Source organism: Mycolicibacterium sp. XJ870 (genome assembly GCF_053483975.1).
Genome location: NZ_JBEFTI010000001.1, coordinates 545,253 through 561,461, shown reverse-complemented (window position 1 = coordinate 561,461; position 16,209 = coordinate 545,253). Strand labels below are relative to the sequence as shown.

Genomic DNA, 16,209 nt, shown 5'->3' with positions numbered 1-16,209 from the left:
TCTGCGCAAATAACTTTTGCTGACCTTGGCATGCCCGCCAAAATCGTCGCGGCCCTGGCCGCCAACGGCGTGGATACGCCGTTCCCGATCCAGGCCGCCACCCTGCCCGACTCGCTGACCGGTCGCGATGTGCTCGGCCGCGGCCGCACCGGGTCCGGCAAGACCTACGCGTTCCTGCTGCCGCTGGTAGCCCGCCTGTCGACCAGCGACACCCGCCGGTCCCCCAGCCGTCCGCGCGCCCTGATTCTTGCCCCTACCCGCGAACTGGTGAGCCAGATCGAGGCGTCGCTGCTTCCGCTCGCCGCCGCGACCGGACTGAGTTCGATCAATATCTTCGGCGGCGTCGGCCCCGGACCGCAGATCGCCGCCCTCAAGCGCGGCGTGGATATCGTCATCGCCTGCCCCGGCCGGCTCGAAGACCATATGAAATCCGGTCATGCCGATCTGTCCGCGGTTGAGATCACGGTGCTGGACGAAGCCGACCACATGGCCGACCTCGGCTTCCTGCCGGGCGTCAAGCGCCTGCTGGACCGCACTCCGAAAAACGGCCAGCGACTCCTGTTCTCCGCCACGCTCGACGCCGGCGTCGATGTGCTGGTCAAGCGTTACCTGCACAATCCGGTGGTGCACAGCGTCGATTCCGCGCAGTCGCCCGTTTCGGAGATGGTCCATCACGTGCTGCACGTGGACAACGCCGCCCGCATCAACGTGGTCGCCGACCTGGCCGCGGCGCCGGGCCGCACCATCGTTTTCTCCAGGACCAAGCATGGCGCGAAAAACCTGACCCGCCAACTCAATTCACGTGGCATCTCGGCTGTCGAGCTGCACGGGAACCTGTCCCAGAATGCTCGTACCCGTAACCTGACGGCGTTCTCCGACGGATCCGCTACCGTGCTCGTCGCCACCGACATCGCGGCCCGCGGCATCCACGTCGACGACGTCAGCCTGGTGGTCCACGCCGACCCGCCCGTCGAGCACAAGGCATATCTGCACCGGTCCGGGCGGACGGCCCGCGCCGGCGCCGAGGGCACCGTGGTGACGCTGATGCACGACGCTCAGGTGTCGGACGTGCGGACCCTCACCCGCAAGGCCGGGGTGAAAGCGACGGTCACCCGGGTCAACGGCATCGATCATCCGGTACTGCAGGAAATCGCCCCGGGCGACCGGGTTTTCGGTGAGCCGAAGGCTCCGGCACGTCCCGAGTCACAGCCGCCGCACCGGTCTGACCGCTCATCGGGTCCGGGCCAGTCGCGCCGGCCGCGTCCTGCGAACCGGTCAGGTTCCGGTGCACACCGTGGCGGCGGCGCACGCCGGCCGCGGCGGTCGAACGACTCCGCGTCGCACTAAGGATTTCAGACCCGCCCTGCTTCATGCGGGCGGCCAAAGTGTGCGGTCCCGCTGGTCTCTCCAGTCCGGCGGGACCGCACAGTCTTTGGTGGGGGCGATACTCAGGACCCCCATGCATTGGCCGCGCTGCGATCGGTAGCGGCGACATCATCGGACCCATCCCGAACCGCGTTACCCAGGTTGAACAGGATCTCGTTGAGGGCCGCCGCGGCCTGATTCCACCGGGCCTGCTCTACCTGGTACGCCTCGGCGGCCTCCCTCGTCCAGACCTGCTGTAACGGCGCGATCTGTGCGCGCAGGTCTTCGCATGCCGCGTTGAGCCGGCTCGAGGTGGTGTGAATCTCCTGACGGATTGTGTATTCGATCTCGCCGAAATCGTATGAGAGCACTTGGTTCACGAGTTTCTCCGATCGGGGTTAGAGGTTGTCGCCGACTGTGCCGAGCCGTTGCGAATGACCGTCGGCGGCTTCTCGCAGGGTCCGTTCGTTGTAGCGGATGGTCTCCGCGATCCGCTGCAACGCGGTGTGGAGTTTGAGTGACTCGCTGTTCCACCGGTCGACCACATCGCGGAAGCGGGTCGCCGCAACGCCTCCCCACACCGAAGGTGGCACACTGCTCATCCGGCCGATGAATGACTGCAGTATGGCGCGGATATCGTCATTGAGCACGTCGATCCGCCCGGCCACATTGGTCATGACGTCGAAATCGGCGCTAAGTGGTCCCGTTGATTCAGCCATCGGTACCCTTCCGGTCTTGTATTGCGGGATATAACATTTCGACGCAGCACAGCCCCATTCGGTTCCATCTGATTTCAGCGAACCGCATGCGCGGACCGAATCGCCGTTTCACAAGCCCGGCGGACCAACTCATCGCGTCCCACCGCACTCTGGCAACCGATCGCGATGCGCACCGGCCCGTCGACCAGCACCGCCCACCGGACCTGGCGCTCATCGCGGACCTCGCGGTAACTCAGCACTGGACGGTCGGCGATGCGATCCACCGGGTTGAAGTCGACGAACGCGCCGGCAGGCTGCTCGTCGAACGCCTGGCGCAACGTGTCAGCCAGTGGGCCATCGGCGACCCCGGATTGGGTGAGATGGATCATCACGTCGGGGTCTGACGCCGAAACCACCTGTACCCGAGCTGATCCCGGTCCATCCGTGACGCGCTGCACGGTCCAGCCGAGGGGGATCTGCAGCCCGACGCGGCCCTCCACCAGTACGGCCATCGGTTGCCCCGCATCTGGCCGGTCACCCGCCACGACCGCGGTGCCGGCGCAGAGCGCCGACACGATCAGCGCCGCGCATGTCACGGTTCCGCCCCGCCTGCCACGATCTGTTCCCGCGAGGAGCGAAATAGCACCCCTGTCGCCGGTGTCATCGCACGACTGCGTGAATTCCCGCCGCAGCATCGCGGAATCGGCCATCGACACCTGCACACCGCGGTCACGAAGCCGGTCGGCAATCGCGCGGCCAAGCGCCACGGCACCTGCGACTTCGACGGGCGCGTCGATGACCGCCTGGCCTGGACACTGCACCGCAGTGACCACGGCCCGCACCAGCGCGTCGGCATCGCCACAGCGCGCCAGCACCACCGGGTCCCCCTGACCGCGCGCCACCACCACCAGGTCCATCGCAATCTCCACCACCGACCACCGGCGACCGCCGAGGCTCGTGCGGAACGCCTGAACACGTTGCGTCACAGCGCAGTCGACGGCGACAGCATTGCGGACCCGAGCGACCTGATCGACCGTCCACCACGTCGGGAACACCAGAGTCAGCCTGTCCACTTCTAGTCCGACGGCCGCACCGATAACGTCAGCCCACAATTCGTCGACCGAGACCGGCGCGTCATCGATCAGGGCGAGCGCGTCGTCAATGCAGGCCACCGCAGTCATCGCGGACTCGGTGGGCACGGTTCCGGGTCCGCGCACGGTCACCGGGCCCACTTCCACCACCGCGGTGCTCACTGGAGGTCGCACTCCGGTCCAAATGCCACCTGGACGAGTTCGTCGGGGGCCGCACGGGTGATCAGGGTGCCCCGCCCGGGCGGCAACGGTCCGGGCCGTGTCGATCCCAGCAGTACGCCCTCGTCGGGGCTCGCACTCATCATCAGCCCCATACAGCCGAGTTCCTTCAGCCGGGCCAGCACCGGGTCGAACATCGCACGTGCCGCACCTCCGGATCGCCGGGCCACCACCAGATGCAGGCCGATATCGCGTGCGTGCGGGAGGAATTCGAGCACCGGCGCCAGTGCGTTCGCACCGGCTCCGGCCACCAGGTCGTAGTCGTCCACCATGACGTAGAGCTCCGGACCGGACCACCAGGACCTGTCGCGCAACTGACGTTGGGTGACTTCTGGGCCAGGCATTCGTCGGTGCAACGTGTCGAGCTGCAATGGCAACGCAGTCTGCAGCGCCCCAGTGGATATCGCATAGCCGGCCAGATGGCCCGATTCGACCACGCCGAGCAGGGACCGGCGAAAGTCGACGACAAACAATTGCACCGCCGCCGGGTCGTTGGTCCGCACCAGCTCACGGCATAGGGTGCGCAGCGCCGTCGATTTGCCGCAGCCGGTGTCACCGAGAATGACGAGATCGGGCTGCTCGGCGAAATCGATGAGTGCCGGCGCCAGTTCGCGCTCACCCAATCCCAGAATCACCTGGGTGGCCGGGTTCCGACTAGCGACCGTCGCCAGGGTGTGGTGCGGCACAGTCGCAGGCAATAAGCGGATCTCGGGGGCTGCGGCATCGGCATGCTGCGCCCGTAATGTGCCTGCGGTACGGGACAACGCGGCACCGATGCCGACGTCGGTGGCCGAGCCGTCCAGCCTGGGCAGGGCAATCAGCAGTTCGCGACCCTCGCGGGTCATGCCCCTGCCCGGCGGGCACTGGCCAAGCTGGCGGGCCCGCTTCCGGTCCATCTCTGATTCAGCCGGGTCGCCGAGCCGCAGCTCGATGCGGCTACCGAGTTGGTCTTTGAGCGCCGGTCGGAACTCCGCCCACCTCGACGCGGTCGCCACGACATGCACACCGAACGAGAGTCCTTGCAGGGCAAGTGCGGTGATCGGAGCTTCGAGACTCTCGAACTCGGCTCGCAGCGTGGACCAGCCGTCGACGATCAGGAACACGTCGCCGAACGGGTCGGCATCGGCGCCAGCGCCGGTTCGCCGCGTCCGGTACTCGGCCATCGAATCGATGCCGAGGCTGCGGAAACGCTTTTCCCGTTCCCGCACCAACGTTTCCAGCTCGGCGACCGTGCGCCGCGCCAGATCGACGTCGCGACGCCCCGCGACCGCACCGACGTGCGGCAAGGGTCGCAGTGCGGCCAGTGCTCCACCGCCGAGATCCAGGCCGTAGAGCTGCACATCGCGCGGAGAGTGGGTGGCGGCCAGGGCAAGTGCCAATGTCCTTGCCGCCGACGACTTCCCCGATTGCGGTCCGCCGACGATTGCGACGTTGCCCGCAGCGCCGGCAAGCGTCACGACGAGCCGGTCACGGCGCTGCTCGAAGGGTCGGTCGACCAGGCCGATCGCCACGGTGAGCGGCTCGGCCGCAGGCATGAGCACATCGCTGAGCGGTACCGCACGCGGCAGCGGCGGCAGCCACACCTGATGTGCCGGCGTGCCGTGCCCGGCCAATCTGGCGAGCACCGCCTCCAGCACGGTCGTCGAAGACGTCTGTGCCGCAATCTGACCCGTAGCCGCCCAGCGCGCGGTGAACGGGCGAACATCGGTTGGCCCGGCCTCCGGCACATCTGGTGTCGCGACGGTGTAGCCGTCGGAGACGAACGCAGTCTGGAACCGGGTCACGTCGCCGGAAGGCGCCTTCAGATAGGCCGCCCCCGGCGTGTTGGGCAACTGGTAGGCGTCGGCGATTCCGAGCACCGCACGCGACTCGTTGGGCGAGAACGTCTTCAGGCAGATTCGATATGACAGATGGGACTCCAGGCCGCGCAGCCTCCCCTCGTCGAGGCGTTGACTGGCCAGCAACAGATGCATCCCCAGCGACCTGCCGAGTCGGCCGATGGCGACGAACAGTTCCGCGAAGTCTGGATGCTGGTGCAGCAGTTCGGAGAATTCGTCGACCACGATCAGTAGGGCAGGCAGCGCGGGCAGGTCCCGGCACCTGCGTTGATATTCGGAGATGTTGGCCAGGTTGCCTGCCGCCCGGAGTAGCTCCTGCCTGCGGGTCATCTCGCCGGCCAGCGCATCGGCCATGCGGGCCACCAGCGGCGCCTCGTCGGCGAGGTTGGTGATCAGCGCGCTGATGTGAGGCGCTGATTCCAGACCGAGAAAGGTTGCGCCGCCCTTGAAGTCGACGAGTACGAGGTTGAGCATCTCGGGTGGATGCGTGGTGACGAGGCCGAGCACCAGCGTCCGCAGGAACTCCGACTTACCCGAACCGGTGGCGCCGACGCACAGTCCGTGCGGGCCGATGCCGTTCCGCGCAGCCTCCTTCAGATCCAGATAGACCGGGCCGGCGTCGTCGGAGGTACCGATCGGCACCCGCAGGAGACGCTGCTCATCGGGTATCTGCCAGCAGGCGGGCGGGTCGATGCGGTCAAGATCGCCAGCGCCGATGAGCTGCAGCCAGCCGGACCGCTCGGCGGGCAGTTCTGCCGTACGGTAGCGGGCCAGCCGGCGGGCACACGTCAATGCCTGTTCGATTGTCAGCCCGTCGGGCCGTGCGACAGCATCTCCGAAGCGGACCGTTTCTTGGCCGACCTCCACCTGTACATCGGCCTCGGTTTCGGCGCCGACTGTGAGCACTGTGACCCTGGCGGGGCACGATATCGGTCCGGCTGCAACACCATCGATGATGATGACAGTGTGCATCGGCAACTTGTCAGTGCAGGCTTGCGCCAATGTGTGGTACCTCAGCGCGCCGGCCCCCTCGCAGCGGTGGTGCGGCAGCCATTTCAGCCAATCCCACACTTCGGCGGCAGAGGACCCGACGACCGCGGCGATCCTCAGATGGTGCGGGCTGTGCAGCGTGGCCAATTCGCAGATGACAGCGCGCAGCAGTGCGCGGGCGTTCTCGCGCCCGCCCCCGATGGCCAAATATCCCGACTCACAAAGGTTCACGGTGATCGGCACACCGGTGACGGTGGAGCGGGTACGGATCAGCTGCTGCAACGCGGTCGCGGTGACGGGGTCAGTGTCTTCTCCCACGCGGGGCTCAGGCGTCACCAGACGGGTGGCCAAGGGCCGCTCACCTACTCCGATCCGGACTTCACAGAACATGGGATGGTCAGGTCCGCGCTCCCACCTGCGCCGAGTGCCGGCGAGCGTCCACAACGTGTCGGGACCGGGATGGGCCGAATGCAGCGCTTCCCACTGCGCCCGCGCGGTAGCGGCCGCCACCGTATCGAGTCCGTCCAGATATCGCAGGTATTCGCACCGGTCGCGGGTCAGCTCAGCTCCTCGGCCGTTGCCCCGCAGGCTGTACACCAGCGTGCCGAGCACCGACATCACCATCATCACCGGGAAGAACATGAACCCCGGGCCCCGCGACGCGGCCGCTCCGGACCCGAAGTAGACGGCCATCATTCCCACCATCGCGACCACCAGTACTACCGGAAGCAACCGCGCCAGCGGGTTCACCGGCGTGACCCGCGGTACCGGTGGTGGCGCGTCGATCAGCACCTCTGCGGGTGGGCCCGGGCAGGTGGCCAGCTGTCGTCGGTCAGAAAGCTCCATCAACTGTTTGGACGCACGCCGGTGCCGATCGGTTCCCTACCGACAACGGTGAATTTTCGTGCGCAGGGCGGCCGCGGTGGTCGGTTACGGTGAACTGCACAGACGTCTACCGGGGGGTGAAGTTGTGCCGGATACGTTGCGCCACGTATCGATTCACTGCGAAGCGGTCATCGCCGGGCAGGACTGCCCCGCGCCGGTAGATCTGACGCTACCCGCGTGGATGCCCGTGGGCCGGTTGATCCCGCCGATCCTGGATGCGGTGGGCGCCAACGGTGACACCGTGCGGCATTGGCGTCTCGGCAAGCTGGGCGGAGTGCTGTTGAACGAGGCGATGACACTGGTGCAGAACGATATTCATGATGGCGACCTGCTTCTGCTGTCGGAGGCCGTCGTTCAGCCGCCACGCTCGCATGGAATAACCGTCGCGCTCACTACCGAGGCGCCTGTCGAACCACATCCCGCACTGCGTTCGGCGGGCTTCCTGTGGGCCAGCCTGCTCGGCACGTCGGCGGTCGTATGCGCCGGCCTCGGCACCGAAGGCCCGGGGCGTATTGTTGCCGTTGTCGTACTGACCGCCGTTCTCATCGCGGCCGCGTTGGCGGCGCAGCGGATCGGGCTCGGCCGGCCGGGCGCGACGTCACTGAACGTCACCGCGGTGGCCCACGCAGCCGTCCTCGGACTTCTCGTGGTGCCCGCGGGGCCGGGCCCGGCCAACTTCTTCCTCGCCGCGGTGGCCGCCGCCTCGCTCGGCGTTGTTCTCATCCGGCTATCGAGCTGTGGCACAGAGGTTCTGCTCGCGATCGTCACACTTGCTGCGGCAGCGGCTGTGGTGACAGCGTGCGCGGTGCTGTGGCCGATGGGCGTCCCACAGGTCGGCGCGGTGCTCAGCGCGCTGGCGATGGGCGGATTGTCCCTGACACCACGGCTCTCGATCGCGCTGGCCGGTCTGACGCCGCGGATGCCTGATGTGGACGACCCGGGGGAACCTCTGGGCGACACCACCATTCACGTCGACTTCGTCGCGGACCGTGGCCACCGGATACTGATCGGCTTGGTGGCAGGCTGTGCCGGTGCAGCGGCGCTGGGCACCCTGCTGGTGGCTACCGGGGGCCGGGACCCGGTCACCGGCGCCGCAATGGCGTTCACCGCGGCGGTCGGCGTAGCGCTGCTCCTGCGCTCCCGGTCCTACGCCTCCGGCCAGTGCCGCACTGCGCTGAACGTCGCCGGATTCTGTTCGCTGAGTTCGATGTTCGTGCTAGTGGCGGCATGGGCTCCGGCCTACGGCGGCTGGACCGGAGTCGCGGCTGTCAGCGTCGGGCTTGCCACGCTGATGCCCGCCGCCATCACGAGCCCACTCGCCGTGCGCATCGTCCATGCGCTCGAGTACGGCGCACTGGCCGCGATCGCACCGCTGGCATGCTGGCTCGCCGGAATCTTCGACCTGGTCGGCGGTCTGGGGCCGCTGTGAGGGCGCAATGTCGACTCATGGTGGCCGCGTTGGCGGTAATGCCGGTGCCGTTAGCGGTGGCGGTGGCGCCATCGGCCACAGCGATCGTGCCGCCCGTTGTCGACAGCACCCTACTACCCGCGCCGGCGGCACCCGCACCCGCGCATCGGACCGAACAGCGCGAGCAGTGCTTCGGAACGCCCACACGGGACACCGTCACCGTCGGCACCCCACTCGGTCTTGAGGCGGTGTGGCGGCTGACCCGGGGCAGCGGTCAGACGGTTGCGGTCATCGACACCGGCGTAGCACGCCACCGGTTGCTGCCTCACCTCGTAGGCGGCGGAGACTATGTGTCCTCCGGCGACGGCACCGCGGACTGCGACGGACACGGCACCATCGTCGCTGGAATCATCGGTGGCGCGCCCACCGCTGAGGGCTTCAGCGGCGTCGCGCCCGACGCCACGATTCTGGCTATTCGGCAGTCCAGCAACAAATTCGCCGTCGGGACCGGATCCCGCGGCGTCGGCGACGTGAGCACCCTCGCCAAGGCGGTACGGACGGCAGCCGATCTCGGTGCCTCCGTCATCAACATCTCGTCGGTGGCCTGCGTCGCCGCCGACGATGCCGTCACCACGCTCGACGACCGTACGCTCGGGGCGGCGCTTTCCTACGCCGTCGACGTCAAGAACGTCGTGGTCGTGGCCGCGGCCGGAAACGTCGGCGGGCCCGGCCACTGCCCGCAGCAGAACCCCTCCGACAGGCCGGATTGGGACAACCTTCAGTCCGTGGCCAGTCCGGCCTGGTACGACGAACTGGTGCTCTGCGTAGGCTCTGTCGGACGCGGCGGCGCTGCATCGATCTTCAGCCTCGGTGGGCCATGGGTGGATGTCGCCGCTGTCGGTGAGGACATCGTGTCGCTGCATCCCGACGGCGATCAGCTCATCGATGTACTGGGTGACGCCAAGCCGATCTCGGGCACGAGTTATGCCGCACCGATGGTCGCCGGTCTCGCCGCCCTGGTGCGATCACGGTTCCCGCAGTTGACCGCTCGGGAGGTGATGCGCCGCATCGAGACCACCGCACACCGACCGCCGGGCGGTTGGGACCCGTTCATAGGCAACGGAACCATCGATCCCCTGGCTGCCGTGAGTGGTGGGCCACCGGCAACCGACGCACAGGCGCGGAACCTGCCGACGGTGACGCAGCCCGCCGTTGCACCCGTCGACGCACGGCCGCGCACCACCGCGTTCGTCGGGGCGGCCGTCTGTGTCGCCGCGGCTTCCCTGGTTGCGCTGGCGTTGTCCACCAAGCGATTACGGCGTAGCCCTGGCGGACACCAACCCGTCGCGCACGACTGAGGCGGCGTCGCGGCTCAGTTCCGGCCCGCGCGGCAGCATTGCCAGCATCGGCCACGGCGCCGGGACGGCAGGAACAGTCAGGCCCAGATGTTCTGCGGCCGTGCTGTCGCGAATTCCGAAGAGCACTCCGAGGTCGTTGAGGAGGTAGAGCGGTCCGTGAGGTTCCTGATTGCCGGCGAGACCTGTCGAACGCACGAGCGCGCTGCGCCCCGGCGGAATGCGGACTCGGTCGATGTTGGGGCCGTCTCCGTCTGCCTGGGCCAGTTGCAGACCGGCATCGGGCAGGGAATCGCCCACGAGCAGCTTTGTATTGGTGCCGGGCTGTGGTTGGCGCGGATCCCAACCGGCACACACCACAGCGCCGGCGCGCCGCTGAACTCGCTGCGGAAATGTCGCCACGGCAAGGCTTTCCACGAACGGCGCGGCGGCCACCACATCCGCGGCGATCACCGGCGGCTCACCGGCCGGTTGCGGCACCGTGAACCGGATGAGGTCGGCGACGATTCTGCTGACGCGTTGCAACCCGTCGGCGAGGACGACGTAGAACTCATCGGTGTCAGGACTGGTCCGCACCACCTGCACCACGCTGCCGACGGTTTGGCCACGCAGTGCCGCCGGTCCGGGTGAGCCGGCCCCCGCGATCAAGGGCACCTGGATGGGCGGTGCCTCGGGCACGCTGTGCAGCAATGCACGCGAGACCGGCAGTGGTGCAATACCTTCCATGCGCAACGCCCGTACCACGGCGATGTTCCGCAGATCGACAGCGGCTCGCCAGCCGTCGAACAGCAGATACGTCGTCGCGGCCGATTCGCCATGCGGCGCGACCAACAATGCCTGTCCGCCGCGCAGTTGCGTGACTTCCCCATCCAGCCGGCCGGCGGCGAAGGCGGTGGTGCCATCGTAATCGCAGACGGACCAGCCTGACTCGTCGATAGCCAAGGGAGGGTCGATCTGCGTCGGGGCACCGGCGATGCCCACCAGCGGCCCTCGGCGCGCTGCCGCAACCGCCGCGTCGCTCACCGAGTCCGGGTCAGCCGGCACACCCGCGATCAGCCGTGCCGAGGCCAGGTTGAGCACCGGGTGCATGGTGTCTCCGATGCGCACGTACAGCGCACCCGAGTCGCGGGTCAGGACGATCGGCGAGCTGCCGAGCGCGTTGCCAGGGCGCACGAGTGCCAGCACCAGGCACGCCGTGATCGCCACGACCGCCAGCACGCAACCGATGGAGAACGAAATCGACTGCGTGCGAAGCGGATCGTCCAGCATTCTGGTGTCACCACGCACCAGGGCGTGTGCCATCCGCCGGATCAGGAAGCGATGCCCGCTGAGCTGTAGCCGGGTTGCCGGTTGCCGTGCCATAAGTGTCCCCCGGCGAGAACCCTAACCCCGCCGGAGGCATCTGCTTCGCACGATTTACTCCTCGCGCTGACGCTGCCGGTATGCCGCGACATGTTGGCGATTGCCGCAGTTTCCGGTGTCGCAGAAGATCCTGGATCGATTGCGGGACAGGTCGGTCAGCACGGCCTCGCAGTCCGGCGCCGCACAGATCTTCAGCCGCCTCAACTCACCGCCACGGATCAGGTCGGCCAGCGCCATCGCGATCTCTGCGCCCATCCGCTGCCACAGCGGGTCATCCGCGGAGGCCAGATGCAGATGCCACTCCGGCATCTCCGGATGCCTGGTCAGCCACGGGGATGCCTTGGTGTCGCCCAGTAGGACATTGACCTTTCCGACCGCTTCTTCGTCGTCGGCCACCGCCCAGATCTCACCCAGGCGGGCGCGCAGCCGCTGCACCGCCGCCAGTTCGGCGTCGTCGTGGTCGCGCCGGCCGGTCCAGCCGAAGTGGTCCAGGTATGCGTCGAGCGCTGCCAGATCGCCGAGTTGTTCGCCGTCGACTCGTTCGGTGTTTATCAATACGGCGGCGGCTCGGAGAGTGAGCTCTGTGTCATAAGTAAAAAGCATTTGACTCATGACCCCCTTCCGTCGTAGCGTCATGACCAAAATCGAGTTTACTCATTACATCCTCCGGGGAGGTGCACCGATGGCCACAGCGACCCAGCTCGACCGAACAACCGCCGATAACCACTTTCGGCTCGGTCTGCTGCTCGCCGTCAGCTCAGCGGTGGCATTCGGGTCATCGGGCCCATTCGCCAAAGCGCTGATGGAGGCGGGCTGGAGCCCGACCGCGGCGGTGACCGCCCGGCTGGCGGGCGGCGCATTGGCGATGGCCATCTTCGCCAGCATCGTCCGTCCCGGCTGGATCCGCGAGGTCACCAGCCACGCCAGAACAGTGATCGCCTACGGTGTGATCCCCATCGCCGGTGCCCAGCTGTGCTACTACAACGCCGTCGCGCACCTCTCGGTCGGCGTGGCACTACTGCTGGAGTACACCGCACCGATCCTGGTCGTCGGCTGGGTCTGGGCCACCAGCCGGCGCCGCCCCGGCGCCATGACCTTTGGTGGCGTTGCCTTGGCAGTCGCCGGAATCATGTTGGTGCTCAATGTGTTCAGCGGGGCGCACATCAACGTGGTCGGCGTGACCTGGGGTCTGGCCGCGGCTGTGTGCGCGGCGTGCTACTTCATGATGTCCAACCAGGTGACCGACGGGCTGCATCCGATCAGCCTGGCCGCAGGCGGTCTCATCGTCGGCACCGCTGCGGTGGCACTGCTCAGCCTCACCGGCATCATGCCGTTGACCTTCACCACCAACCCGGTGGCGCTCGCGGGCTTCACCACCTCGTGGCTGGTGCCGGTGATCGCGCTGGGTCTGATCCCGACGGCGATCGCCTACACCCTCGGCATCCTCGGGATCGCCCGGCTCAAGCCACGGTTCGCCTCGCTGGTGGGACTGTCCGAGGTGATGTTCGCGGTGCTGATCGCCTGGATCATGCTGGGCGAGGCGATGACGACGCCCCAGTTCATCGGCGGCGCGGTGGTCCTGCTCGGTCTCGCGCTGGCCCGTCAGGGTGACCGCAGCGAGCAGGAGGCCGACCGGATCGCGCAGGCGTGCTGGCCCGATACTCCTGTTCAGGATGCGACGGTTGAGCAAACGATTAGCCGTGGCTAAGCAATTTGTGTGACGATGTCGGGCGTGACTCTCCTCCGGATGCCGGCCCGGGTGGCCGCGATCGCCTCAGCAGTCCTGTGCGCCGGTGCCGTCCTGGCCGTGGCGCCCGTCCCGGTAGCCGCCGCAGCTCCCTGCCCCGACATCGAGGTGGTGTTCGCCCGCGGCACCAGTGAGCCCGTCGGCGTCGGCCGCGTCGGCCAGGCACTTGCCGACACGCTACGGGGTCAGGTCGGTGGCCGCACCGTGAGCACCTACGCGGTGAATTACCCGGCCACCTACGACTTCATGGCCGCAGCCGATGGCGCCAGCGACGCGACCAACCACATCGCGGCGATGGCTCAGGACTGCCCGTCGACCCGCATCGTCCTCGGTGGGTACTCCCAGGGGGCGGCAGTGGTCGACATGCTGCTGGGCATTCCGCCGTTGGGTAATCGGGTCGGCGAAATCGGTTCGGCACCGCCGTTACCGGGCAACCTGTCCGGCAATGTCGCCGCCGTCGCCGTGTTCGGGAACCCGTCCGCCAAGTTCGGCATTCCGGTGACGTCGAGCAGGTTCGGCGGCCGGGCGATCGACCTGTGCAGTGATGGCGACCCGATCTGTTCGGACGGCCGTAATCCGTTCGCGCACACTCATTACGAGAGCTCGGCCTTCATCCAACAGGCCGCGGGATTCATCGCCGGACGCGTGTAGTCGGCAACAACCGCTAATATTCGGTGTGCCCTTCGATCTTGTTCGCCGTTACGCCCTGCTCGTCGCAACCGCCGCGCTGATCGCTGCGGCGGCCGCCATCTCCCCCATGGTGGCGCCGCCAACCACCGGCAGTCTGGGCGTGGCCGCGGCCGCCGACTGCCCAGATATCGAGGTGGTTTTCGCCCGAGGCACGGATGAAGAAGCCGGCCTCGGGCGGATCGGCAATGCCTTCGTCAACTCGCTGCGCAACAAGGTCGGCGGCCGCTCCGTCGGTGCGTATGCGGTGGACTATCCGGCCAGCTACGACTTCCTGGCCGCAGCCGGCGGCGCCAACGACGCCAGCGGCCACATCCAGTGGATGGTGAACAACTGCCCGGCGACCCGGCTCGTGCTGGCTGGATACTCCCAAGGTGCCGCGGTGATCGATGTGATCGCAGCGGTGCCGTTCCCCGCTGTCGGCTTCAACTCACCGCTGCCGCCCAACGTCCCCGCACACGTCGCGGCGGTCGCGGTGTTCGGAAACCCGTCGGCGAAGCTGGGCCTGCCACTGACCTCCAGCCCGGTCTACGGATCGCGCGCCATCGATCTGTGCAACCCAGGCGATCCCGTCTGCACCGACGGCAACAGCGTGCGCGCGCACCGCGCCTACGAGAGCGCCGCGTCCAACGAGGCCGCCAATTTCGTTGCGGGGTTGCTGTAGGTCGTTCAAGTTGAGCGGTAGTGATTGATACTGCGCGTTAGTGAGCGGGGTCGCGCGACGATCAGCGTGCTTGTCGGTGGTGGCTGCGATTATGCGGGTGTGGTTGGGAATCGGTTGTTGCGGTGGATCGCTGATCCGGTGGTGGCGGCGGCCCCGGCGGGGGTGCGGATCCGGACCCGGATCCATCCGAGTGCCGATGAGGCAGCGGCGTTGACCGCGATCGGGGACTTGTTGGGGTCGGTGTATCGCGGTGAGTTGGCGGCGCGGATCGCGCTGGGCCAGTTGGATCCTCAGGGTCATGGGGGGTGGCGGGCCGGACGCAAGCAGGCGTTGACTGCGGTGTCGTCGTCGCGGTGGGCCGGGGCGATTACCCGCGCGGTCGAGGATCAGTACCTGTTGGGGATGCGGTGCCTGGCCGCCCAGGTCGCTGATCTGCGGGCCGCGGTAGAGGTGCTCGAGGCGCGCTGCGCGCTGCGGCCGGGACAGCTCGCACCCGCCGCCGACGGCGAGGACCTTGCTGGGCGGGGACGGTCGCGGCGGGTGCGGGGCTATCGCAGCGCCGCGGAACGGTTCGCCAAGACCCGCCGCCTGGCGATCCTGCGGATTAGGCTCGCTGCGGCCGAGGCGGCATTGGCGGCGGGGCGGCCGTCGGTCACCGTGGGCGGGAAGCGGTTGTGGCGTCACCGCAACCATCTCGATGCCGCCGAGTTGACAGAAGAACAGTGGCGCGCGAATTGGGATGCCGCGCGGATGTTCCTGACCGCCGACGGCGAATCCGGCAAACCGGGTGGCAATGAGACCATCCACGTCGACGACCACGGACACCTGCGTGTCAAAGTGCCCGCGGCCTTGGCCGACCGGTTCGGCAGCCACCTGGTGATCGCCGCGCCGGTGGCGTTTCACCACTGTGCCGAGCAGTGGGCGGAGCGGGTGGCTGGGCGGCGGGCGGTGCGCTACGACATCATTTTCGACCCGCACCGTGACCGCTGGTATCTGGACGCGTCCTGGAAAACCGCGCCTGAATCGGCACCCGAGCTCGAGGAGTTGCGGGCCGGGCCGGTACTGGGGGTGGACCTCAACGCCGACCATCTGGCGTGTTGTGTGCTCGACGCGTCGGGTAACCCGATCGGGGAGCCCGTCACCATCGGAGTCGAGACAGCGGGGTTGCGGGCGTCGCGGCGCGATGGGCGGGTCAGGGCCGCGATTACCGCCCTGCTGGATCTGGCAGGCCAGCACAACTGCGCTGCCGTCGTGGTGGAGAATCTGGATTTCGCCGACGCCCGGGCGACCGGCCGCGAAACGCTGGGCCGCGGAAAGCGTGGGAAACGGTTGCGCCGCACCGTCGCCGGGATCCCCACCGCCAAATTCCGGAGCCGACTGGTCGGTATGGCCACCCGCCGGGGCATCGGGGTGATCGGGGTGGACCCTGCCTACACCAGCCGCTGGGGCGCTCAGCACTGGCGCACACCGTTACAGCAGCAGACTTCCGATCCGGCTACCGTGACTGGTCATCATGGGGCGGCGGTCGCGATCGGTAGACGTGGACTCGGCGTGGCGATCAGGCGTCGGCCGGCAGGACCCCGCACCCGACAGCGGACGGGTGCGGGCACTCCACCGGCCAGGCCTGAGCACCCACCGGGAACCACACGACGGTGCCGTAGTTCTGGCTCACCGCCACGCCCACCATGAGGCGCGGCGGTCCACCGGACAACACCCACCGGCGGCCAACACCGTTCGGGCCGCACAGGACACACTCCTGCTCACTAACCAGGAACGGTTGCTGTAGTCCGCGCCACAAGAACACCGAACACCGCAATGTCGTCCGCTACGATCGCGTAGGTGGCCGAATATCCAGCTCGCCGACGGTTTCGCCGATGGTTCTCTGCGGTCGCGATCGTGG

The 16,209-nt window shown here is 67.8% G+C and carries 13 protein-coding genes; 7 read left to right on the top strand and 6 right to left on the bottom strand.

Annotated elements, in window-relative coordinates; all coding sequences use genetic code 11:
* Positions 1–30 precede the first annotated feature (30 nt).
* Positions 31–1,347 (top strand): DEAD/DEAH box helicase, encoded by a 1,317-nt coding sequence (locus ABQF30_RS02785; protein WP_448460882.1) that lies wholly within the window; start codon positions 31–33, stop codon positions 1,345–1,347.
* Positions 1,348–1,448: 101 nt separating this feature from the next.
* Here the strand turns inward: ABQF30_RS02785 and ABQF30_RS02780 are convergent, their stop codons facing one another.
* From ABQF30_RS02780 to eccCa, 4 genes are all read right to left on the bottom strand, one after another.
* Positions 1,449–1,745: a WXG100 family type VII secretion target gene (locus tag ABQF30_RS02780; protein WP_448460880.1), complete on the bottom strand. Its 297-nt coding sequence runs from the start codon at positions 1,743–1,745 to the stop codon at positions 1,449–1,451.
* Positions 1,746–1,763: 18 nt separating this feature from the next.
* The gene (locus tag ABQF30_RS02775; protein WP_448460878.1) at positions 1,764–2,084 is read right to left on the bottom strand and encodes a WXG100 family type VII secretion target; all 321 of its coding nucleotides are present in this window, start codon (positions 2,082–2,084) and stop codon (positions 1,764–1,766) included.
* 74 nt (positions 2,085–2,158) lie between these two features.
* On the bottom strand, positions 2,159–3,316 hold the full coding sequence (locus ABQF30_RS02770; RefSeq protein WP_448460877.1) for a type VII secretion-associated protein: 1,158 nt from the start codon (positions 3,314–3,316) through the stop codon (positions 2,159–2,161).
* Positions 3,313–7,047: a type VII secretion protein EccCa gene (gene eccCa, locus ABQF30_RS02765; RefSeq protein ID WP_448460875.1), complete on the bottom strand. Its 3,735-nt coding sequence runs from the start codon at positions 7,045–7,047 to the stop codon at positions 3,313–3,315. Before eccCa ends, ABQF30_RS02770 begins: the two co-directional genes overlap by 4 nt.
* A 124-nt stretch (positions 7,048–7,171) precedes the next feature.
* Here eccCa and eccD point away from each other — a divergent pair, with 124 nt between their 5' ends.
* Together eccD and mycP are read left to right on the top strand one after the other, a co-directional pair.
* Complete coding sequence (gene eccD, locus ABQF30_RS02760; RefSeq protein WP_448460873.1) at positions 7,172–8,515, top strand: type VII secretion integral membrane protein EccD; 1,344 nt, start codon at positions 7,172–7,174, stop codon at positions 8,513–8,515.
* Positions 8,516–8,532: 17 nt separating this feature from the next.
* Positions 8,533–9,852 carry a type VII secretion-associated serine protease mycosin gene (mycP, locus tag ABQF30_RS02755; protein WP_448460871.1) on the top strand — a complete coding sequence of 440 codons (1,320 nt, stop codon included), beginning with the start codon at positions 8,533–8,535 and terminating at the stop codon, positions 9,850–9,852.
* On the opposite strand, the gene eccB is transcribed toward mycP, so the two are convergent.
* The gene (gene eccB, locus ABQF30_RS02750) at positions 9,808–11,211 is read right to left on the bottom strand and encodes a type VII secretion protein EccB (protein WP_448460869.1); all 1,404 of its coding nucleotides are present in this window, start codon (positions 11,209–11,211) and stop codon (positions 9,808–9,810) included. The two genes, mycP and eccB, sit on opposite strands and share 45 nt — an antisense overlap.
* A gap of 54 nt (positions 11,212–11,265) precedes the next feature.
* Entirely contained in the window at positions 11,266–11,814 is a 549-nt protein-coding gene (locus ABQF30_RS02745; RefSeq protein WP_448463386.1) for a CGNR zinc finger domain-containing protein, read from the bottom strand.
* Between the two features lie 79 nt (positions 11,815–11,893).
* Here ABQF30_RS02745 and ABQF30_RS02740 point away from each other — a divergent pair, with 79 nt between their 5' ends.
* From ABQF30_RS02740 to ABQF30_RS02725, 4 genes are all read left to right on the top strand, one after another.
* On the top strand, positions 11,894–12,919 hold the full coding sequence (locus ABQF30_RS02740) for an EamA family transporter (protein ID WP_448460867.1): 1,026 nt from the start codon (positions 11,894–11,896) through the stop codon (positions 12,917–12,919).
* A 15-nt stretch (positions 12,920–12,934) separates the two neighbouring features.
* A complete protein-coding gene (locus ABQF30_RS02735; protein WP_448463384.1) occupies positions 12,935–13,609 on the top strand; it encodes a cutinase family protein in 675 nt (224 codons plus the stop codon).
* Between the two features lie 25 nt (positions 13,610–13,634).
* Positions 13,635–14,309 (top strand): cutinase family protein, encoded by a 675-nt coding sequence (locus ABQF30_RS02730; protein ID WP_448460866.1) that lies wholly within the window; start codon positions 13,635–13,637, stop codon positions 14,307–14,309.
* Between the two features lie 99 nt (positions 14,310–14,408).
* Entirely contained in the window at positions 14,409–15,998 is a 1,590-nt protein-coding gene (locus ABQF30_RS02725) for a hypothetical protein (RefSeq protein ID WP_448460865.1), read from the top strand.
* Positions 15,999–16,209: the final 211 nt, after the last annotated feature.